Source organism: Paraburkholderia sp. BL21I4N1, from assembly GCF_002973525.1.
Lineage (GTDB): Bacteria > Pseudomonadota > Gammaproteobacteria > Burkholderiales > Burkholderiaceae > Paraburkholderia.
In genome coordinates this window covers 662,928-682,767 of the sequence record NZ_PVEN01000002.1, presented here as the reverse complement: position 1 = coordinate 682,767, position 19,840 = coordinate 662,928, and the positions used below count along the sequence as shown (strand labels likewise).

The following is a 19,840-nucleotide window of genomic DNA, read 5'->3' as shown; positions in this document are numbered from 1 at the left end:
CACTGAGCCCCAGCTGCCCTCGTCGCCTGAGGGCCACCCAATAAAAAACCCACGCATTGGCGTGGGTTTTTTATTGCCCAAAAGATGGGCGACCGGCGATCCGAGGGCCGCCTCAATCGTCGCTATTCGGATCCATATCCGGAAACAGCACTTCCGTGAAGCCGAACTTCGCGAAGTCGTTGATCCGCATCGGATACAGCTTGCCGATCAGATGATCGCATTCATGTTGCACGACCCGCGCATGAAAACCCTCGGCGACGCGATCGATCGGTTTGCCGAACTGATCGAAGCCGTGATACTTGATCATCGAAAAGCGGCTCACCGCGCCGCGCAGGCCCGGCACCGACAGGCAGCCTTCCCAGCCCTCTTCCATGTCGAGCGAGACCGGCGTGATGGTCGGATTGATCAGCACCGTTTCAGGCACCGGCGGCGCGTCCGGATAGCGCTCGTTGTGCCCGAAACCGAAGATCACCACCTGCAGATTGACGCCGATCTGCGGCGCGGCCAAACCCGCGCCATTGGCGTCGTGCATGGTCTCGAACATGTCCTTGACGAGTTCATGCAATTCGGCCGTATCGAAGTGATCGACCGGATCGGCAATCTGCAACAGACGCGGATCGCCCATCTTAAGAATTTCGCGAATCATAACTGCCCCTCCAGGAGCTTACGCAACCCATCTTCGTCGAGTACGGGAATGCCGAGTTCCTCGGCCTTCGCCAACTTGCTGCCTGCTTCGGCACCCGCCACCACATAGTCGGTTTTCTTCGACACCGAGCCGGCCACTTTCGCGCCGGCCGCTTCGAGCATTTCCTTCGCCTCTTCACGCGCGAGGCTCGGCAAGGTGCCGGTCAACACGACCGTCTTGCCGGCCAGCACGCCTTGCGGCGCTTTCGGTGCGGGCGGCCCTTCCGGCCACGTCACCTTGCCCGGCGCGCGCAACTGCTCGATCACCGTGCGGTTGTGCTCTTCGGCGAAAAACTGGTGCAGCGACTCGGCGACCACCGGCCCCACGTCGTTGACTTCCAATAACGCTTCGACCGATGCATCCATGATTGGATCCAGCGAACCGAAATGCTTCGCCAGATCTTTCGCCGTCGATTCGCCAACGTGGCGAATCCCGAGCGCGTAGATGAACCGTGCCAACGTGGTGTGGCGGGCCTTGTCGAGCGAATCGAGCAGATTCTGCGCGGATTTTTCGGCGAAGCGATCAAGCTCGGCCAGCGTCGCAAAACCGAGGTTGAACAGATCGGCCGGCGTGCGCACCAGATTCAGTTCGACCAGTTGATCGATGATTTTTTCGCCGAGGCCGTCGATATCCAACGCGCGACGCTGCGCGAAGTGCCACAGCGCCTGCTTACGCTGCGCCGGACAGAACAGCCCGCCGGTGCAGCGCGCGATCGCCTCGTCCGGCAGACGCTCGATATTCGAGCCGCACACCGGGCACTGCGTGGGCATGACGAATTCGCGCGCGTTCTCCGGACGACGTTCGAGCAGCGCGCTCACCACTTCGGGAATCACGTCGCCGGCGCGCCGCACGATCACCGTGTCGCCGATGCGGATGTCTTTACGCCGCACTTCGTCTTCGTTATGCAGCGTGGCGTTCGTCACCGTCGCGCCGCCGACGAACACCGGCTCCAGCCGCGCCACCGGCGTGATCGCGCCGGTGCGGCCGACCTGCACGTCGATCGCAACGAGCTGGGTCAACGCTTCCTGCGCGGGAAATTTGTGCGCCAATGCAAAACGCGGCGCGCGCGAGACGAACCCGAGCGCGTCCTGCTCGTCGCGCCGGTTGACCTTGTAGACCACGCCGTCGATATCGTACGGCAGCGTGTCGCGCTTCTCGCCGACCGCGTGGAAGAAGCCCAGCAAGCCTTCCGCGCCCTGCACCATAGCCCGTTCGCCGTTCACCGGCAAACCGAGTTCCTTGTACCAGTCGAGCAGGTCGCTATGCGTGGCCGGCATCTCGATACCGTCGACCACGCCGATGCCATACGCGAAAAACGACAGCGGCCGCTGCGCGGTGATCTTCGAATCGAGCTGCCGCAAACTGCCCGCCGCGGCATTGCGCGGATTGGCGAATTCCTTCTGCTCGGCAGCGCGCTGGCGCTCGTTCAGACGCTCGAAATCGCGCTTGAACATCAGCACTTCGCCGCGCACGTCGAGCACGCGCGGCACGCGTTTGCCCTTGAGCTTGAGCGGAATGGAGCGGATCGTACGGACGTTTTCGGTGACGTTCTCGCCGGTCGCGCCGTCGCCGCGCGTGGCGGCCTGCACGAACACACCGTCGACATAGCGCAGCGAGATCGCGAGGCCGTCGAATTTCAGCTCGGCCGCGTAGTCGACCGGCACCGGCGGCTCGCTCGCGTTTTTGCCGAGCGCGTCGCCGACGCGTTTGTCGAACGCGACGATGTCCTCATCTGCAAAACCGTTGTTCAGCGACAGCATGGGCTGGTCGTGCACGACCGGCTCGAAGCCGCTGGCCGCCTCGCCGCCCACGCGCTGGGTGGGCGAATCCGGCACGATCAGATCCGGATGCTCCGTCTCGATGCGCTCCAGTTCCTTGAAGAGCTTGTCGTATTCGGCGTCCGGCAGATCCGGCTGGTCGAGCACGTAATACGCGTAATTGGCGCGTTCGAGTTCCGCGCGCAGCCACGCGGCCCGTTCTGCGGGCGCGTTGTCTGCCGGATGGGAAGCGGGGGGTCGGGCCATACTGTCGGAAGATTTTTCAGTGAAATTCAGACATTGGATTATCGCAGGAAGCGTGCCCCTTTACATCGGCCGAATGGTGGTTTCGGGGATTCACCGCGGTGCGCTCAGGGCGTGAAGGTTGTGGTGGCCGACATGCCGTAAGGCATGCTGTAAAACAAGCGTCCCAAACAACAACGGCCGCACATCGTGCGGCCGTTGCGAACATCAGCGAAAAAGCGCGGCTTACTGGCTAAACAAACGCCGCGTGGCCGGCGAACCGGCGGGAATGCCCGCCTGTTCGAGTTTCGCGTAGAGCGTCATCAACTGTTTTTCGATCGCCAGCAGCGCGGTTTCAGGCAGCGGCCGGCGGCCGTCGTCGACCACCCGTCCGCCGATCCGCTCGGCCAACGATTTCGCGTAGTCGCACATCAGCCGGAACGGCAGGATGTCTTCGTCGGCGACCGGCACGTCGAGCACCAGCGTGATCATCTGGCCGCCCTTGTAGGTCAGGTCGTCGCGCAGGAAGTTGGTGTCGCCGAACTGCAGCATGAACACCGGGCTCTGCTTCGCGTCGAGCTTGACGAAGCGCGTGCCGTCGCGCGACAGCAGCAGACCGTCTTGCGACGCGACCGCCTGCACGTAATTGGCCGACCACGGAGCGCCGTCCGACAGCACGTTGATCGACAACTGCGCGTCGCACTGCGCGGCGAAGCCGTCGAGTTCGCGCGCCATGGCCACCGTTTCGAGCATGTCGGGAAACTCCGGCGACGCGTCCAGCGCGTCGGCGAATTGCTGCACGCCGGTCACGAATTCCGAGAATTCCAGTTCGTTGAGCGCCCCGCTGCGATTGGCGAGTTGCGCGGCCGCGCGCAATTCTTCATAGCGCGCACCGTTTTGCAGCAACTCCCACGCGCCGCCATCGAGCTTGCCTTCGATATGCACCGGCTTGCTGCCGGCACGGCGCAGACGCTGCGCGAGCGGAATCACCTTGTCGCCAGCCACCGGGCCATTCAGCCGAATCGGCACGATACAGTCGATGCGACGATCCACGATAGCCGGCGGCGCCGACGAAATCGTCGTGGCGGCGGGCAGAATCGGTTCGTTCGGTTCGTCGGCATGACGTGCCGCGTTGGCCGCCCCAGCCGCCTCGCCGCCTTCGGCTTGCGCCACGCCTTCCGCTTCCGGATAACCGTTCGGCGTAGTCGTCTCGGCCTGAATATCGGCCGGCGTATCGAGCGGCGCGGCGACCGCGCCCGCAGCCGCCCCAAAGGTCGGCTCGACCCGCGCCGCGCCCGTTTCCGCCACCCCGTCCGAACCGACTACCGGCTCGCGCCGCATGGTCGGCCGGGCCGGTTCGATGAACGGGCTCTGTTCTTCCTGCTCGTCCCGCGCGAACGTTTCGGCGGTCTCGGCCGGCATCGGCCGCGGCATCTTGCGGCGCACCTTCGCACCCTGCCACGCGTTGTACACGACCACGCCCCCGACCACTACGGCGCCCGCGCCGATCAAACCGAGTGTCAACTCGTCCATGCATGCTCCATCAGCAATTCTTTTATGTGCGCGGCCGTTACGCCCCGTTCACCTGTCGCGCGACCGCTGGCCGCTGCGCTGAACGCGGACGCCCGCGATGCTCAACTCAACCGAAAACTTAAACGATATTCTGGGCGAAACCGGCGGCCGATTCCATGTCGACGGCCACGATCCGCGACACGCCCTGCTCCTGCATGGTCACGCCGATCAGTTGCTGAGCCATTTCCATGGCGATCTTGTTGTGCGAAATGAACAGGAACTGGGTCTTGTCGGACATTGCCCGCACGAGGTTCGCGAAGCGTTCCGTATTGGCGTCGTCGAGCGGCGCGTCCACTTCGTCCAGCAGACAGAACGGCGCCGGATTCAGCTGGAACATCGCGAACACCAGCGCCGTGGCGGTCAGCGCTTTCTCGCCGCCCGACAACAGGTGAATCGTCGAATTCTTCTTGCCCGGCGGTTGCGCCATCACCTGCACGCCGGCGTCGAGAATTTCGTCGCCGGTCATGATGAGCTTCGCCTGGCCGCCGCCGAACAGACGCGGGAACAGTTCGCCGAAGTGGTGATTCACCTGGTCGAAAGTGCCTTGCAACAGGGTGCGGGTTTCCGCGTCGATCTTGCGGATGGCGTCTTCGAGCGTTTCGATCGCGCTGTTCAGGTCGGCGGATTGCGCGTCGAGGAAACTCTTGCGCTCGGTCGCCGCCTTCAGTTCGTCCAGCGCGGCCATGTTGACGGGGCCAAGCGCGGTGATCGCGTTGTTGATGCGCGTCACTTCGCCTTGCAGGTACGACGGCTTCATGTCGGGCGTGAGCTTGGCCTGCAACTCGGCTTCATCCACACCCGCCGCGGCCAGTTGTTCGACGAACTGCTCACCGTTCAGGCGCGCCGCCTGTTCCTTCAACTGCAATTCGTTGATGCGGTCGCGCAGCGGCTGCAAGGCGCGCTCGGCGGTCAGACGGGTTTCGTCGGCGGCGCGCAGTTTGGCGGTCAGATCGTCGAGTTCGAGGCGTGCGGCGTGCAGCGCTTCCTCCTTGACCGCGCGAATGTCGAGCGCGTCCTGCAGACCGGTGTGCGCGGTTTGCTCGTTGATCGTTTCGAGTTCGCCACGGGCGTCTTCCAGCGAGCCCGCGACGCGTTCGCTCTGCTCATGCGCGACCTGGATGCTGCGCTTCAATTCCTCGATGCGGTTCGCCATGTTGCGTGCGGCGAAGCGCGCGTCGGTGGCGCCGCGATCGAGGTCGCGTGCCTGGCCGCGCGCGGCGGTGAGCTGCTCGTCGAGCGCTTCGAAAGCCAACTGGTGATCTTCGAAACGCGCCTGCAATTCGGCAAGTTCGCCGTCGTGACGCTCGAAGTTCGCTTCCGACTCCGCGCGCATGGCGCGCTGCTCTTCGATCTGCGCCGTGATTTCGGCGAGTTCCTCGCGAATCTGCGTGCTGCGCTGCGTGTAACGCTCGTGCGCCTGGGTGAGCTTGAGCACGTCCATCTGCAATGCGTGCACGCGCTGCGTGGCGCGCTCGGCCTGCTGGCGCACGTCGGTCAGCGCCTGCGCGGCTTGCGTGTGGGCGGCTTCGGCGCGGATCGCGGCCGCCTTCGCCTCGTCGGCGAGCAAAGCCTGGGCGCGCACCTGGCGGCCGAGGTTTTCGATTTCCTGCTGACGCGCCAGCATGCCGGCCTGTTCGGAGTCGGCCGCGTACAGCTGCACGCCGACGCGCGTCACCACGTGACCCGCCTTGACGACGAACGAACCGCCTTCCGGCAACTGCGAACGCATGGCCAGCGCCTGCTGCAGATCGTCGGCGACGAATGCGAGGCCCAGCCAGTCGTTCAACACCGCGCGGATACCGGCGTCGTCGATCCGCACCAGCGACAGCAGCGGCCGCAACGCGGCTGGCGCGGCGACCGGCTGACCGGCGGCCGGCGGCGCGTAGAACGCGAGCTTGGCGGGCGGCGCGTCGGTCGCAAAGGCCTTGACCCAGTCGAGATTCGACACTTCGAGCGCGGCCAGCCGCTCGCGCAGCACGGCTTCCAGCGCGGCTTCCCAGCCGGCTTCGACGTGCAGCTTCTTCCACAGACGCGGCAAGCCGCCCAGTTCGTGCTTGTCGAGCCACGGCTGGATCTTGCCTTCGGTCTGGACGTTTTCCTGCAGTTGCTTGAGCGCGGCGAGGCGCGCGTCGAGCTGATGAATCTGCGCGCTTTCCGACTGCACGCGTTCCTGCGCGGCACGCCGTTCGCCATCGAGACGCGGCAGGGTTTCCTGCGCGTCCGCGAGGCGCGCCTGCGCGTCGTGCAGGACTTCTTCGTGCTCGGCGAGCTGCATGCGCAGGTCTTCGAGCTGGACCTCGTCGGGGGCGTCGAGACCGCCCGATTCCGTCTTCAGCCGCTCGTGACGCTGCTGCAGTTGCTGCAATTGCTGGTCGGCATTGCGCTGATGCGCGGCTTCGAGCTTGAGCGCCTGCTCGGTCTGCGCAATGCCGCCGCGCTCCGCGTTCAATTCGGTTTGGGCGTCGCGCCAGCGCGCTTCGAGCGCGGGCATGGCGTCGTGCCTAGCGGCGGCTTCGTCTTCGGCGAGCGCGGCTTTTTCTTCGGCGACGGCCAGTTGCTCTTCGGCGTCCTCGATATCGTCTTGCGCTTTTTGCGCCTGCGACTGCCACTGCTCACGCTGCGCGGTCAGCGCGGCGATCTGCGCCTGCGCGCGATTGCGCGATTCGACGATGAACTTGATCTCGGCTTCGAGCCGGCTGACTTCCGCGTTCGCCTCGTAGAGCGCGCCCTGCGCGCCCTGCATGGCGTCGCTCGCGGAGTAATGCGCGACGCGCAGCGTTTCGAGCTGCGCCTCGACTTCGCGCAGCTTGGCGGTTTGCGCTTCCAGGTCGATCTGCGCCTGTTCGATCGCGCGCTGCTGACGTTCCTGCTCACCGCCGGCTTCGTTCTTGCGCAACAGCCACAACAGACGCTGCTTTTCCTCGCCGTCGGTTTGCAGATCCTTGTATCGGGTCGCGACGATCGCCTGCGCTTCCAGCTTCTCGAGATTCGCGCCGAGTTCGCGGACGATATCCTCGACCCGCGTCAGGTTCTCGCGCGTGTCGTGCAGACGGTTCTCGGTTTCGCGGCGGCGTTCCTTGTACTTGGACACGCCCGCGGCTTCTTCGAGGAACACGCGCAACTCTTCCGGCTTCGCCTCGATCAGGCGCGCGATCATGCCCTGCCCGATGATCGCGTACGCACGCGGCCCGAGGCCGGTGCCGAGGAAGATGTCCTGAATGTCGCGGCGACGCGCCGGCAGATTGTTGATGTAGTAGCTCGAGGTGCCGTCGCGCGTGAGCACGCGCTTCACGGCGATTTCGGCATACTGGCCCCACTGGCCGGCGGCGCGGCCGTCGGCGTTGTCGAACACGAGTTCGACGCTGGCGCGGCTACCCGGCTTGCGCGCGGTCGAGCCATTGAAGATCACGTCCTGCATCGACTCGCCGCGCAGCTCGGAAGCGCGCGATTCGCCGAGCACCCAGCGCACGGCGTCGATGATGTTGGACTTGCCGCATCCATTCGGTCCGACCACGCCGACTAGCTGGCCCGGGACCTGGAAATGCGTGGGATCGACGAATGACTTGAAGCCAGCGAGTTTGATCGAGGTCAGACGCACGGCGATTTCGCTGTTTGAAAAGGGAAAATAATAGGTGGCTCGCGAAGGCCGCGCCGGCCGTTCGCCGTTGCTGCGGCGCGGCCCGCGAACCCCTTCGAACCCTCGGAATACGGGCGCCGGCTACACGCGTTCACGCAGGCGCCGGCTAATGAGGGGCAATCATACCATCGCGCGTGGGCGGTTTTTACCGTCCTTACGGTCGGCTTCCCGCGGCTCGGCGGAGCTCGTGTCCTCGCTGGCCGGGTCGGGCGGCATCGACTTGCTCCGATGCACCCAGCTGGACAGCGCCGAGGCCAGCACGATGCACGCGCCGCCGGCCCATTCGCGCGGCCCCGGCGACTCGCCAGCGAACAGCCATGCCGACAACGCCGTCACCACGATCTCGAACAGCATGATGATGGACGCCCGGTTGGCCGGCACGCGCGCGAGGCCGTATTGCACCAGCATATTGTTCGACGCGAGCAGCAAACCGAGGCCGAGCACCAGCAGCCCGGCCGTGCCCAGATGCACGCCGGTGGGCGGCGCGGGCATCGCTTCGAACAGCGACGCGCAGGCGCTGAAAATCGCCGCGCCGCCGAAAATCGTCGCCGTGCGCATTTCCGGCCTCATGTCGGGCAGCACGCGGCTCGTCTTCAGAATCAGCACGTTGCTCATCGCAAAGCCCATGCCGCCGGCCAGACCCGCCCATTCGGCGAGATTGCCCGGCACCGGAATGCCCAGTTGCGGCGACCACAGCATGGTCATCGCGCCGACCAGCGACAGCGCGGCGAGACCCGCGCCCGCCCACGTCAGTCGTTCATGCAGGATGAAGTGCGCGAACAGCGCGGTCCAGGCGGGGGTGAGATAGAACAGCAGCAGCACGCGCATCACCTGGCCGTGGATCGAGCCCCACACGAAGCCGAGATTGGTGATGCCGGCGGCCAGCGCGAGCGCCGGCAGCAGCCAGTGCCAGCTCACCGTCTTGAGCGCGCGAGAGCGCACCAGCAGCACGAACAGACAGCCGGCGGCGCTGGTCAGCGCGCTGGCCGCGGTGCCGGTGACGCCGAGCGCCGCAAGCATGCGCAGCGGATACCAGATCATTCCCCACACCGATGCGCCCAGCATGATCGCGAGCGTCGGCCAGCCATTGCGGAGCCAGTTAGTCATGGTGCGGGGCTCCGGGTGGAGTAGGAGGCGACGCCCAACTCGCGGCCCGCGAAGATGCTTGCGGTATTGCCCGCAGGCTTGCTGTCACGGACCGCGGCGTCTTCGCGCCCACGTACTCCGGATGTCTCGAGGACTGTTACCACCATTGCTGCTCCTGCTTCTCTTTTGCGCGAACCGTCGGCGGTTCGCGTCGTTCCCGCTGCAACGCATTCGCTGCGCCGCCTGGCGGGTTGCGCCACGCTATAATCATTCGTTCGCCGCTGCTGCCTTGCGTTTGGCGCGTTTTTTCGTACGCCTTGCCGCCTGCATGTCCGGCTTCCCGCACCCTCCGTCTGCGCTTATTCTCGACCAGGCTCGTCCGCCCAGTGAACCCGCTACTCGACTCCCTCCAGCCCTACCCGTTCGAAAAGCTGCGCGCGCTTTTCAAAGACGTCACGCCGGCCGCCGGCCACACGCCTATCAGCTTTGGTATCGGCGAACCGAAACATCCCACGCCCGCGCTGATCCGCGACGCCGTGATCGCCTCGCTCGGCGGCCTGGCCGCGTATCCGGCCACGCTCGGGTCGCCGGCATTGCGCGAGTCGATCGCGAAGTGGGTCACGCAGCGCTACGGCCTGCCGCCGGTCGATCCGGCTACCCAGGTGCTGCCGGTAGCCGGCTCGCGCGAGGCGCTGTTCGCGCTCGCGCAGACCGTGATCGACCCGCGCCGCGATCCTGACGGCGAGCCTGCGATCGTACTCTGTCCGAACCCGTTCTACCAAATCTACGAAGGCGCGGCGATTCTCGCTGGCGCGCAGCCGTACTTCGTGAATAGCGACCCGGCGCGCAACTTCGCCTGCGACTATTCGGCGGTGCCGGATGCCATCTGGGCGCGCACGCAATTGCTGTACGTGTGCTCGCCGGGCAACCCGACCGGCGCGGTGCTCACCCTCGAGGACTGGCGCGACCTGTTCGCGCTGTCGGACCGCCACGGCTTCGTGATCGCGTCGGACGAGTGCTACTCGGAAATCTATTTCGACGAAGCCAATCCGCCGCTCGGCGGTCTGGAAGCCGCGCACCGACTCGGTCGCGGCTTCGAGCGGCTGGTCATGCTGTCGAGCCTGTCCAAGCGCTCGAACGTGCCGGGCATGCGCTCGGGCTTCGTGGCCGGCGACGCGGCGATCCTCAAGGACTTCCTGCTATACCGGACATACCACGGCGCGGCCTTGTCGACGGTGTTCCAGAGTGCCAGCATCGCGGCCTGGAACGACGAAGCGCACGTGCGCGAGAACCGCGCGAAGTACGTGCAGAAGTTTGCCACCGTCACGCCGATGCTCGCCGAGGTGCTCGACGTGCGCCTGCCGGACGCCGCGTTCTACCTGTGGGCGGACGTCTCGCGCACGGGGCTGACGGATACCGAGTTCGCCCAGCGCCTCTACGCCGACTATAATGTGACGGTTCTACCGGGCTCGTTCCTCGCGCGCACCGCGCACGGCGTGAACCCCGGCCGCAATTTCGTCCGCATGGCGCTGGTCGCCGACGTCGACGAATGCACGCAAGGCGCACAGCGCATCGTCGATTTTTGCCGCGCGCTCGCGGGTTGAGTCTGCTTCGCGACCGTTTCAGAGTCCAGGCAGGCGCCCCGCGCATCGCACTCCCTTCTTCCGATTTCAACTCTTCAGAAAAGCACGCATATGTCGCAACAACTTCAGCAGATCATTGACACCGCCTGGGAAAACCGCGCCGAGCTGTCGCCGAAGGCCGCTCCGGCCGACGTGCGTGAAGCCGTCGCCCACGCGATCGAACAACTGGACAAGGGTGCGCTGCGCGTCGCCGAGAAGAAAGACGGCGACTGGATCGTCAATCAATGGCTGAAGAAAGCCGTGCTGCTGTCGTTCCGCCTGGAAGACAACGCACCGATGCCGGCCGGCGGTTACAGCCAGTTCTACGACAAGGTGCCGTCGAAGTTCGCCAACTACACCGCTGAAGACTTCGCCGCCGGCGGCTTCCGCGTGGTGCCGCCCGCCATCGCGCGCCGCGGTTCGTTCATCGCGAAGAACGTCGTGCTGATGCCGTCGTACACCAACATCGGCGCATACGTCGACGAAGGCACGATGGTCGACACGTGGGCCACCGTCGGCTCGTGCGCGCAGATCGGCAAGAACGTGCACCTGTCGGGTGGCGTGGGCATCGGCGGCGTGCTGGAGCCGCTGCAGGCGAACCCCGTCATCATCGAAGACAACTGCTTCATCGGCGCGCGTTCGGAAGTCGTGGAAGGCGTGATCGTCGAAGAGAATTCCGTGATCTCGATGGGCGTGTACCTCGGCCAGAGCACCAAGATTTACGACCGCGAAACCGGTGAAGTCACGTACGGCCGCATCCCGGCGGGCTCGGTGGTGGTGGCGGGCAACCTGCCGTCGAAAGACGGCTCGCACAGCCTGTACTGCGCCGTGATCGTCAAGAAGGTCGACGCTAAAACGCGCGCGAAGGTCGGCCTGAACGAGCTGCTGCGAGGCGACTGATGGCGCGCGGCAACAAGACTGTCGTCTACGGCATCCCGAACTGCGACACCGTCAAGAAAGCGCGCGTGTGGCTGGAAGAGCACGGCGTCGAGTTCGAGTTCCACGACTTCAAGAAGCATGGCGTGACCGAGCCGCTCGTGCAGGACTGGCTGAAAGACGTGAAGCTCGACGCGCTGCTGAACCGTCGCGGCACCACGTGGCGCGGCCTGTCCGACGACATGAAGGCGGCGGCGGATACGCAACCGGGCGCGATCGCGCTGATGATTCACAAGCCCTCGGTAATCAAACGGCCGGTGCTGGTGGTCAACGGGCGGGTCAAGTCGCTCGGTTTTTCCGCGGACGATTACGCGGCGCTGTTTGCGTAAAGCACGTCCAATAGCATTCAAGCAGTAAAACGCGGCCTCGCCGCGTGATGCAAAAAGGCTGTTGCCGGCTGCGGTGCTTCACCGCCAGCCGGCATTTTTTCATTTCAAAGTGGCTTGTACTGAATCCATGTCCGGCACCCTCGCCCTTACCGAACAACTGATCGCGCGCGCGTCTGTCACGCCCGACGACCAGCATTGCCAGCGTCTTCTGATCGAACGCCTGTCCGCGCTCGGCTTCGAGCACGAGACGATCGAATCGAACGGCGTGACCAACCTGTGGGCCGTCAAACGCGGCGTGGACGGCACCGACGGCAAGCTGCTCGCCTTCGCCGGTCATACCGACGTGGTGCCGACCGGTCCGCTCGAACAATGGCATTCGGCGCCGTTCGAGCCGACCCGCCGCGACGGCAAGCTGTACGGCCGCGGCGCGGCGGACATGAAGGCGTCGATCGCCGGCTTCGTGGTGGCGAGCGAGGAATTCGTCGCGGCGTATCCCGCGCATCGCGGCACGCTGGCCTTCCTGATCACCAGCGACGAAGAAGGCCCCGCCACCGACGGCACCGTCAAGGTCGTCGAAGCCTTGCAGGCGCGCGGCGAACGGATGGACTACTGCATCGTCGGCGAGCCGACCTCGAGCGCGCAGCTCGGCGACATGGTGAAGAACGGCCGGCGCGGTTCGATGTCCGGCAAGTTGATCGTCAAGGGCGTGCAAGGCCATATCGCCTATCCGCATCTGGCGAAAAATCCGGTGCATCTGCTCGCGCCCGCCCTGGCCGAACTGGTCGCCGAACGCTGGGACGACGGCAACGAATATTTCCCGCCCACCACGTGGCAGGTGTCGAACATTCACAGCGGCACGGGCGCGACCAACGTGATTCCGGGCCACGCGGACGTGATGTTCAACTTCCGGTTTTCCACGGCCAGCACGGTGGAAGGCTTGCAGGCGCGCGTCCACGCGATCCTCGAGCGGCACGGCCTCGAATACGATCTGCAATGGAACGTGAGCGGCCTGCCGTTCCTCACACCGCGCGGCGAACTGTCGAACGCGCTGGCCAAAGCGATCAAGGACGAAACCGGCGTCACGACCGAACTCTCCACCACCGGCGGCACGTCGGACGGCCGCTTCATCGCGCGCCTCTGCCCGCAAGTGATCGAATTCGGGCCGCTGAACGCCAGCATTCACAAGATCGACGAACATATCGAAGTCGCACACATCGAGCCGCTGAAAAACGTGTATCGCCGCGTGCTCGAACAACTTATTGCGTGACCCAAGGACTATCTGCGATGACGCTCCCGTTTTCCACTGTTCGCGACCTGCTGCGTTTCGCGGTGTCGCGCTTCAACCAGGCCGAATTGTCGTTCGGCCACGGCTCGGTCAATGCTTATGACGAAGCCGCCTATCTCGTGCTGCATACGCTGCATCTGCCGCTCGATCTGCTGGAGCCGTTTCTCGACGCGCGCCTGAGCCCGGCCGAGATCGACGCCGTGCTGAACGTGATCGAGCGCCGCGCCAGCGAACGCGTGCCGGCCGCCTACATCACGCAGGAAGCGTGGATGCACGGCTTCCGTTTCTACGTGGACGAGCGCGTGATCGTGCCGCGTTCGTTCATCGGTGAATTGCTGCAGGACGGCTTGCAGCCGTACGTGGAAGATCCCGAGCAGGTGAGCGCGGTGCTCGAACTGTGCACCGGCTCCGGGAGCCTCGCGATCCTCGCGGCGCATGCGTTCCCGAACGCGGATATCGACGCGGTCGATCTGTCGGCGCCGGCGCTCGAAGTCGCCACGCGCAACGTGACGGACTACAAGCTCGACGACCGCATTGCGTTGTTCGAAGGCGATCTGTACGCGCCGCTCGCCGAGCGCCGCTACGACGTCATCATCAGCAATCCGCCGTACGTGAACGCCACGTCGATGCAGGAGCTGCCAGCCGAATACAAGCACGAGCCGGACATGGCGCTGGCGGGTGGCGCCGACGGCATGGACATCGTGCGGCGAATCATCGCGCAGGCACGCAACTGGCTGACCGAAGACGGCGTGCTGGTCGTCGAGATCGGCAACGAGCGGGCAAATGTCGAGGCGGCCTTCGGCGGTCTCGACCTGGTCTGGCTGTCGACCAGCGCCGGCGACGACAACGTGTTCCTGATTCAGGCCGCCGACCTGCCGGTTTGAGCTGGCTTGTCTGACCGGGCAACGCACGCACGTTCGGTAAGATGAGCGCGGTCAGTTGCCCGCCGCTCATCCGCCCGGCTTGAGCCGCGCTTCGTCAACCCTTCGTCCGCCTATGCAATTCGACCTGCTTCACGTCGGTCCGCTGGTCGCCCTTGCCCACCTTCTCGGCGTGGTCGCGGCGTGCCACGCGATTCTCAACACGCGCACCTCGCAAGGGGCGATTGCGTGGGCCGTGTCGCTGGTCGCGATGCCTTATCTGACGCTGGTGCCGTATCTGTTCCTCGGCCGCAGCAAGTTCGCCGGTTATGCGGACGCGCGCCGCGTCGAGAACGAACTGCTGCGCACGCGCGCGCATCCGCCGGAATGGGACACGCGGGCTTCGTCCGCGGGACTGCCTACGCAGGAGCTCGGCGCGCGGCTCGTGCATTCGCTCACGCGGCTCGGCGGCATGCCGTTCCTGCCGGGCAATTCGGTGCGCACGCTGGTGAACGGCGCGGCGACCTTCGAAGCCATCTTCGAAGCAATCGAAAGCGCGCGTCACTATGTGATCGTGCAGTTCTTCATCGTGCGGGACGACGCGCTCGGCGAGATGCTCAAGGACGCGCTGATCGCGAAAGCGCAGCAAGGCGTGCGCGTGTACTTTCTGTACGACAGCATCGGCAGCTTCGATCTGCCGCACCGCTACGTGGCGGCACTACGCGCGGCCGGCGTGGAGACGCATCCGTTCGCGACTAATCGCCGCTTCGTGAATCGTCTGCAACTGAACTTCCGCAATCACCGCAAGATCGTTTCGGTGGACGGCGAACGCGCGTTTGTCGGCGGTCATAACGTGGGCGTCGAATATCTGGGCGGCAAGCCGCCGTTGTCGCCGTGGCGCGATACGCATATCGAGGTGCGCGGCCCGGCGGTGGCCAGCATTCAGTTCGTGTTCACCGAAGACTGGCATTGGGCCACCCAGCAATTGCCCGAGTTCGACATGCCGGCGGCGCCATCGGCCGATCAACCCGCGAGCCCGGGCATGCATTGTCTGGTGGTGCCGAGCGGCCCGGCCGACAAGCAGGAAACCTGCTCGCTGTTCTTCGTCGAAGCGATCAACGCGGCGCGCGAGCGGATCTGGATCACCACGCCCTATCTCGTCCCCGACGAAGCCGTGTTCGCCGCGCTGCGGCTCGCGGTGCTGCGCGGCGTGGACGTACGCATTCTGATTCCCAGCCGGCGCGATCACCGCGTGGTGTTCACCGCGTCGAAACTGTATGCGTACGATTCGGTGCGTGCGGGGATCCGCATCTTCCGTTATCAGCCGGGCTTTCTGCATCAGAAGGTGGTGTTGATCGACAACGTGGCCGCGGCCATTGGCAGCGCGAATCTCGACAACCGCTCGTTCCGGTTGAACTTCGAAATCATGGTGCTGACCGTGGACCGCGGCTTCGCCCAAGAGGTCGAAACGATGCTGCTGAACGACTTCGCCGAGTCGCGCGAAATCGACCGCACCGAGTATCGGAATGCGAGCGCGCCGCGCCGGGTGTTGATGCATGTGGCGCGACTGTTTTCGCCGGTGCTGTAGGAGTCGCTTCGGCAACGCCCACGACACCCCACCCCTCACAACTGCTTTTCAATATCCTCGACGATCGACTCGGGCTTGGTCAGCGGCGCATAGCGCTTCACCACGTTGCCATCGCGGCCGATCAGGAATTTGGTGAAATTCCATTTGATCCCCTCCAGACCCAGCAGACCCGGCGCCTCTTCGGTCAGATAGCGGAACAGCGGATGCGCGTTCGCGCCGTTCACGTCGATCTTGTCGAACATCGGAAAGGTCACGCCGTAATTCTTCTCGCAGAAGGCGCCGATCGCCGGGGCGTCGCCCGGTTCCTGCTTGCCGAACTGGTTGCACGGAAAGCCGAGCACCGTCAGTCCACGCGCCGCGTAGGTGTCGAACAGCTTCTGCAAGCCCGCATATTGCGGCGTGAAGCCGCATTCGCTCGCCGTGTTGACGATCAGCAAAACCTTGCCTCGATACTGGTCAAGGCTCGCTTCCTCGCCGCTCAGCGTACGTGCCGAAAAAGAATAAATCGATGCCATGTGTGCTCCCCCGTAAAAGCTGCCAGTCTATGCCAAAAGCCGCGCCGGAACAGTCGGCCGAATGGCCGATCCCCGTTGAGCGCCCGGTGTCCGCCCCGGCAGTCTAAAATAGCGTTTTTCTCCAGCCGGCCTTTTCGTGATCCGCTTTAATCAGTTCAGCCTCGCGCGCGGCACCAAGCCGCTCTTCGACAACACCACGTTCACCCTCAACCCCGGCGAAAAGGCCGGCCTCGTGGGAGCGAACGGTGCGGGCAAGTCGACGCTGTTTGCCGTGCTGCTCGGCGAACTGCATGCGGACGGCGGCGACTTTGCCATGCCGCCCAACTGGCAGATTGCTCACGTCGCGCAGGAAACCCCGGCCGCGGACAAAACCGCCCTCGCCTATACGCTAGACGGCGACGCGGCCTTGCGCGCGATCGAAGCCGCGATTGCCGCGGCCTCCGCCGCGCACGACGGCGCGGCCGAAGGCGAAGCGCACGCGGCTTTCGCCGACGCCGACGGCTACACCGCGCCCGCCCGCGCCGAGGCGTTGCTACTCGGCCTCGGCTTCACGCTCGACCAGACCCGCGAGCCGGTCAGCAGCTTCTCGGGCGGCTGGCGCATGCGCCTGAATCTCGCGCAGGCGCTGATGTGCCGCTCGGACCTGCTGCTGCTCGACGAACCGACCAATCACCTGGATCTGGACGCGATCGTCTGGCTCGAAGACTGGCTCAACCGCTATCCGGGCACGCTGGTCGTGATCTCGCACGACCGCGAATTCCTCGACTCGGTCTGCAACGTCACGCTGCATCTGGAGAACCAGCAGATCAAGCGCTACGGCGGCAACTACTCGCAATTCGAAATCCTGCGCGCGCAGCAGATCGCGTTGCAGCAGAGCGCGTACGAGAAGCAGCAGCGCACGGTCGAGCATCTGCAGAGCTACATCAACCGCTTCAAGGCGCAGGCCACCAAGGCGCGGCAGGCGCAGAGCCGCGTCAAGGCGCTGGAAAAGATGGAAATGATCGCGCCGGCGCACGCCACGTCGCCGTTCACGTTCGAGTTCCGCACACCCGACTCCGCGCCGAATCCGATGATGGTGATGGAAGACGTGCGTTGCGGGTATCGCAACGAAGAGAACTGCGCGGAGATTCCGATCGTCCAGCACGTCATGCTGTCCATTCAGAACGGTCAGCGCATCGGCCTGCTCGGCGCGAACGGTCAAGGCAAATCCACGCTGATCAAGACGCTCGCGGGCACGCTCGGGGCGCTCGGCGGCCACGTTCGCGAAGGCAAAGGGCTGCGGATCGGCTACTTCGCGCAGCATCAGCTCGAAACGCTGCGCGCCGACGACACGCCGTTGCAGCACCTTGCGCGCCTTGCGCCGGACACGCGCGAGCAGGAATTGCGCGACTTCCTCGGCAGCTTCAACTTTTCCGGCGAAATGGCCACGTCGAAAATCGCGCCGTTCTCCGGCGGCGAAAAGGCTCGCCTCGCACTCGCGCTGATCATCTGGCAAAAGCCAAATCTGCTGCTGCTCGACGAGCCGACCAACCACCTGGATCTCGAAACGCGGCACGCGCTGACCATGGCGCTCGCGCAGTTCGAAGGCACGCTGATTCTGGTCTCGCACGACCGGCATCTGCTGCGCGCCACGACCGACCAGTTCATGCTGGTCGCGAAACATCGTCTGCAGGAATTCGACGGCGATCTCGACGACTACCGCGACTGGCTGCTGCAACATGCAGCGGAACAGCGCGCGGCGCTCAAGGCGGGCGCGGCGGCAAGCAACACCGACAGTGGCGCGGACAACGGCGTGAACCGCAAGGAGCAGCGACGTCTCGAAGCGGAAACGCGTCAAAAGCTCGGGCACCTGAAGAAGCCGCTGCAAAACCGCATCACGAAGATCGAAAAGGAAATGGACTCGCTCAACGCGGAGAAGTCGACGCTAGATGCCTTCGTCGTCGATCCGGCCAGTTACGAGCCCGAACAGAAGAGCAAGCTGACGGAGGCGATCCGCCGTCAGGCAGATGTGAACGCGCGCCTCGAAACGCTCGAAGCCGAATGGCTCGAGACTCACGAGGAACTCGAGCAAATCGGCTAGCGGCAGGCGGTTTTCGATCCGCGCCGGTATCGACGGGAGGTTGGCCTTGTCATCCGCGACAACATCATCCGAGTCATCGTCCAACGTGGCGCCGCCCGCGCTGCAAGGACTGCGCGTGCTCGACCTGACGCGCCTGCTGCCCGGCCCGGTCGCCGCGCTGCGGCTCGCCGAACTCGGCGCCGACGTGCTGAAGATCGAAGCGCCCGGCGCGGGCGACCCGACTCGCACCATGATGCAGTCGTCGAGCGACCGGGTGGCAGGACGGCCCGGCGCGTTCTACCGGCTGGTCAATCGCGGCAAGCGCGAGACCCGTCTCGACCTCAAGTCCGACGCCGGCCGCAACGTGCTGCGTGCGCTCGCGGCTGAATCGGACGTGTTGATCGAAAGTTTCCGGCCCGGCGTGATGGAGCGGCTGGGCCTCGGCTACGAGACGCTGCGGGCGCTCAATCCACGGCTCGTCTACTGCGCGATCAGCGGGTATGGCGCGAGCGGCCCGTTCGTCGATCATGCCGGCCACGATCTGAACTACATCGGCTATGCAGGTGTGCTCGACCAACTGGCGAGCCGCGACGGCACGCCGATCCTGCCGAATTTCCAGATTGCCGACCTGCTTGGCGGCGCATTGAGCGCGGTCACGCAGATTCTCGCCGCGTTGTGGCATGTGTCGCGCGGCGGCGAAGGCCGCTTCGTCGATATCTCGATGGCGCATGTCACCCATGCGCACAACGTCGTCGCACAGGTCTCGCTCGCCAACGAAGGCGCGGCGCCGGCCGCCGGCGCGGGTCTGCTGAACGGCGGCGTGCCTTGCTACAACCTGTACCGCACGCTCGACGACCGCTGGCTCGCGGTCGGCGCACTCGAACTGAAGTTTTGGGAAACCCTGTGCATGGCGCTCGACCGGCCCGAGTGGGCGACCCGTCACTGGAGCCTCGGTCAGGCGATCGGCGGCCCGGACGCGGCCGCGCTGACGCAGGAGCTCGCCGGGGTGATCGGCAAGCGTGCGCTGAAAGATTGGGTTCTGCTGCTGGAGCCGCTCGACTGCTGCGTTTCACCGGTGTTGACGGCGGCGGAAGCCGCGCAGCATCCGCTGTTCAATCCGCAAGCTTATGCGGCGGCGTTGGCGGCCGCTGCGGAGGCGGAGCGCGCGATCGAGGCGAAGAAAAAGAAGAAAGAACAGGCTGAATTGCAGCCACGTGTGGAGCTGCGGCGCGGGTTCAACTGAGCGCGGGGTTGGGAGACCAGACCTGCAACCCAGCGCTCGGGGTTATTAACCCGGCGCTCATAGCCCGAGGCTCTTATCTCGGCACTCCTGCCGGGAGTTTGTTATAAAGCAGCGCCCCTCAACGCCGCGCGACAGCCTGCCGCGGCAACGTCTGACGCGGCGTTTTCTCGTCGTCGTACAGCACGTACTTCCGACCTTCCACATGACGATTGATCGTGGCGCGCACCTCGGCGGCCGTGGCGTCTTCGGCGACCACCCGGCGTGAGATCTGACCGGTGGTGTCGATCCACTCGACGATCCGGCAGGCGCCGCCCCAAGGCTGGCGAATCGGTGCGGACACGCGGCAGCCGCGCACCTGGATGGACCGCTCGACTACGGTTTGACATGACTGTTTCAAGGCGCGATCCTTTTTCTGGCGTCTGA

General features: G+C 65.1%; 15 protein-coding genes. 8 read left to right on the top strand and 7 right to left on the bottom strand.

Going from position 1 to position 19,840, the window contains the following annotated elements; genetic code table 11:
- Nucleotides 1-112 precede the first annotated feature (112 nt).
- From def to B0G83_RS09415, 5 genes are all read right to left on the bottom strand, one after another.
- A complete protein-coding gene (gene def, locus B0G83_RS09435; RefSeq protein ID WP_105507148.1) occupies nucleotides 113-646 on the bottom strand; it encodes a peptide deformylase in 534 nt (177 codons plus the stop codon).
- A complete protein-coding gene (gene ligA, locus B0G83_RS09430; RefSeq protein ID WP_105507147.1) occupies nucleotides 643-2,709 on the bottom strand; it encodes an NAD-dependent DNA ligase LigA in 2,067 nt (688 codons plus the stop codon). The genes def and ligA overlap by 4 nt, the downstream gene beginning before the upstream one ends.
- A gap of 222 nt (nucleotides 2,710-2,931) precedes the next feature.
- Complete coding sequence (locus B0G83_RS09425) at nucleotides 2,932-4,218, bottom strand: cell division protein ZipA C-terminal FtsZ-binding domain-containing protein (RefSeq protein WP_105507146.1); 1,287 nt, start codon at nucleotides 4,216-4,218, stop codon at nucleotides 2,932-2,934.
- A gap of 118 nt (nucleotides 4,219-4,336) precedes the next feature.
- On the bottom strand, nucleotides 4,337-7,855 hold the full coding sequence (smc, locus tag B0G83_RS09420; protein ID WP_105507145.1) for a chromosome segregation protein SMC: 3,519 nt from the start codon (nucleotides 7,853-7,855) through the stop codon (nucleotides 4,337-4,339).
- A 159-nt stretch (nucleotides 7,856-8,014) separates the two neighbouring features.
- Nucleotides 8,015-9,001 (bottom strand): DMT family transporter, encoded by a 987-nt coding sequence (locus tag B0G83_RS09415; protein WP_105507144.1) that lies wholly within the window; start codon nucleotides 8,999-9,001, stop codon nucleotides 8,015-8,017.
- A 365-nt stretch (nucleotides 9,002-9,366) separates the two neighbouring features.
- On the opposite strand from B0G83_RS09415, the gene dapC reads away from it, so the two are divergent.
- The 6 genes from dapC (at nucleotide 9,367) to cls (ending at nucleotide 15,600) form a co-directional block, all read left to right on the top strand.
- Nucleotides 9,367-10,584, top strand: a complete 1,218-nt coding sequence (dapC, locus tag B0G83_RS09405) for a succinyldiaminopimelate transaminase (protein ID WP_105507142.1) — start codon at nucleotides 9,367-9,369, stop codon at nucleotides 10,582-10,584.
- 90 nt (nucleotides 10,585-10,674) lie between these two features.
- Nucleotides 10,675-11,502, top strand: a complete 828-nt coding sequence (gene dapD, locus B0G83_RS09400; protein WP_105507141.1) for a 2,3,4,5-tetrahydropyridine-2,6-dicarboxylate N-succinyltransferase — start codon at nucleotides 10,675-10,677, stop codon at nucleotides 11,500-11,502.
- Nucleotides 11,502-11,867 carry an ArsC family reductase gene (locus tag B0G83_RS09395; RefSeq protein WP_035546215.1) on the top strand — a complete coding sequence of 122 codons (366 nt, stop codon included), beginning with the start codon at nucleotides 11,502-11,504 and terminating at the stop codon, nucleotides 11,865-11,867. Before dapD ends, B0G83_RS09395 begins: the two co-directional genes overlap by 1 nt.
- Nucleotides 11,868-11,994: 127 nt before the next feature.
- Complete coding sequence (dapE, locus tag B0G83_RS09390; RefSeq protein ID WP_105507140.1) at nucleotides 11,995-13,134, top strand: succinyl-diaminopimelate desuccinylase; 1,140 nt, start codon at nucleotides 11,995-11,997, stop codon at nucleotides 13,132-13,134.
- Nucleotides 13,135-13,151: 17 nt separating this feature from the next.
- The gene (prmB, locus tag B0G83_RS09385; RefSeq protein WP_105507139.1) at nucleotides 13,152-14,036 is read left to right on the top strand and encodes a 50S ribosomal protein L3 N(5)-glutamine methyltransferase; all 885 of its coding nucleotides are present in this window, start codon (nucleotides 13,152-13,154) and stop codon (nucleotides 14,034-14,036) included.
- A 112-nt stretch (nucleotides 14,037-14,148) separates the two neighbouring features.
- Complete coding sequence (gene cls, locus B0G83_RS09380; protein ID WP_105507138.1) at nucleotides 14,149-15,600, top strand: cardiolipin synthase; 1,452 nt, start codon at nucleotides 14,149-14,151, stop codon at nucleotides 15,598-15,600.
- A gap of 35 nt (nucleotides 15,601-15,635) precedes the next feature.
- Here cls and B0G83_RS09375 read toward each other — a convergent pair whose 3' ends face one another.
- Complete coding sequence (locus B0G83_RS09375) at nucleotides 15,636-16,115, bottom strand: glutathione peroxidase (RefSeq protein ID WP_105507137.1); 480 nt, start codon at nucleotides 16,113-16,115, stop codon at nucleotides 15,636-15,638.
- Nucleotides 16,116-16,251: 136 nt separating this feature from the next.
- Between B0G83_RS09375 and B0G83_RS09370 the strand changes: the two genes are divergently transcribed.
- Together B0G83_RS09370 and B0G83_RS09365 are read left to right on the top strand one after the other, a co-directional pair.
- A complete protein-coding gene (locus B0G83_RS09370) occupies nucleotides 16,252-18,195 on the top strand; it encodes an ATP-binding cassette domain-containing protein (protein WP_105507136.1) in 1,944 nt (647 codons plus the stop codon).
- A gap of 100 nt (nucleotides 18,196-18,295) precedes the next feature.
- Nucleotides 18,296-19,417 (top strand): CaiB/BaiF CoA-transferase family protein, encoded by a 1,122-nt coding sequence (locus B0G83_RS09365; protein ID WP_258167838.1) that lies wholly within the window; start codon nucleotides 18,296-18,298, stop codon nucleotides 19,415-19,417.
- A gap of 118 nt (nucleotides 19,418-19,535) precedes the next feature.
- Here the strand turns inward: B0G83_RS09365 and B0G83_RS09360 are convergent, their stop codons facing one another.
- Entirely contained in the window at nucleotides 19,536-19,814 is a 279-nt protein-coding gene (locus B0G83_RS09360) for a DUF2866 domain-containing protein (RefSeq protein ID WP_105507219.1), read from the bottom strand.
- Nucleotides 19,815-19,840: the final 26 nt, after the last annotated feature.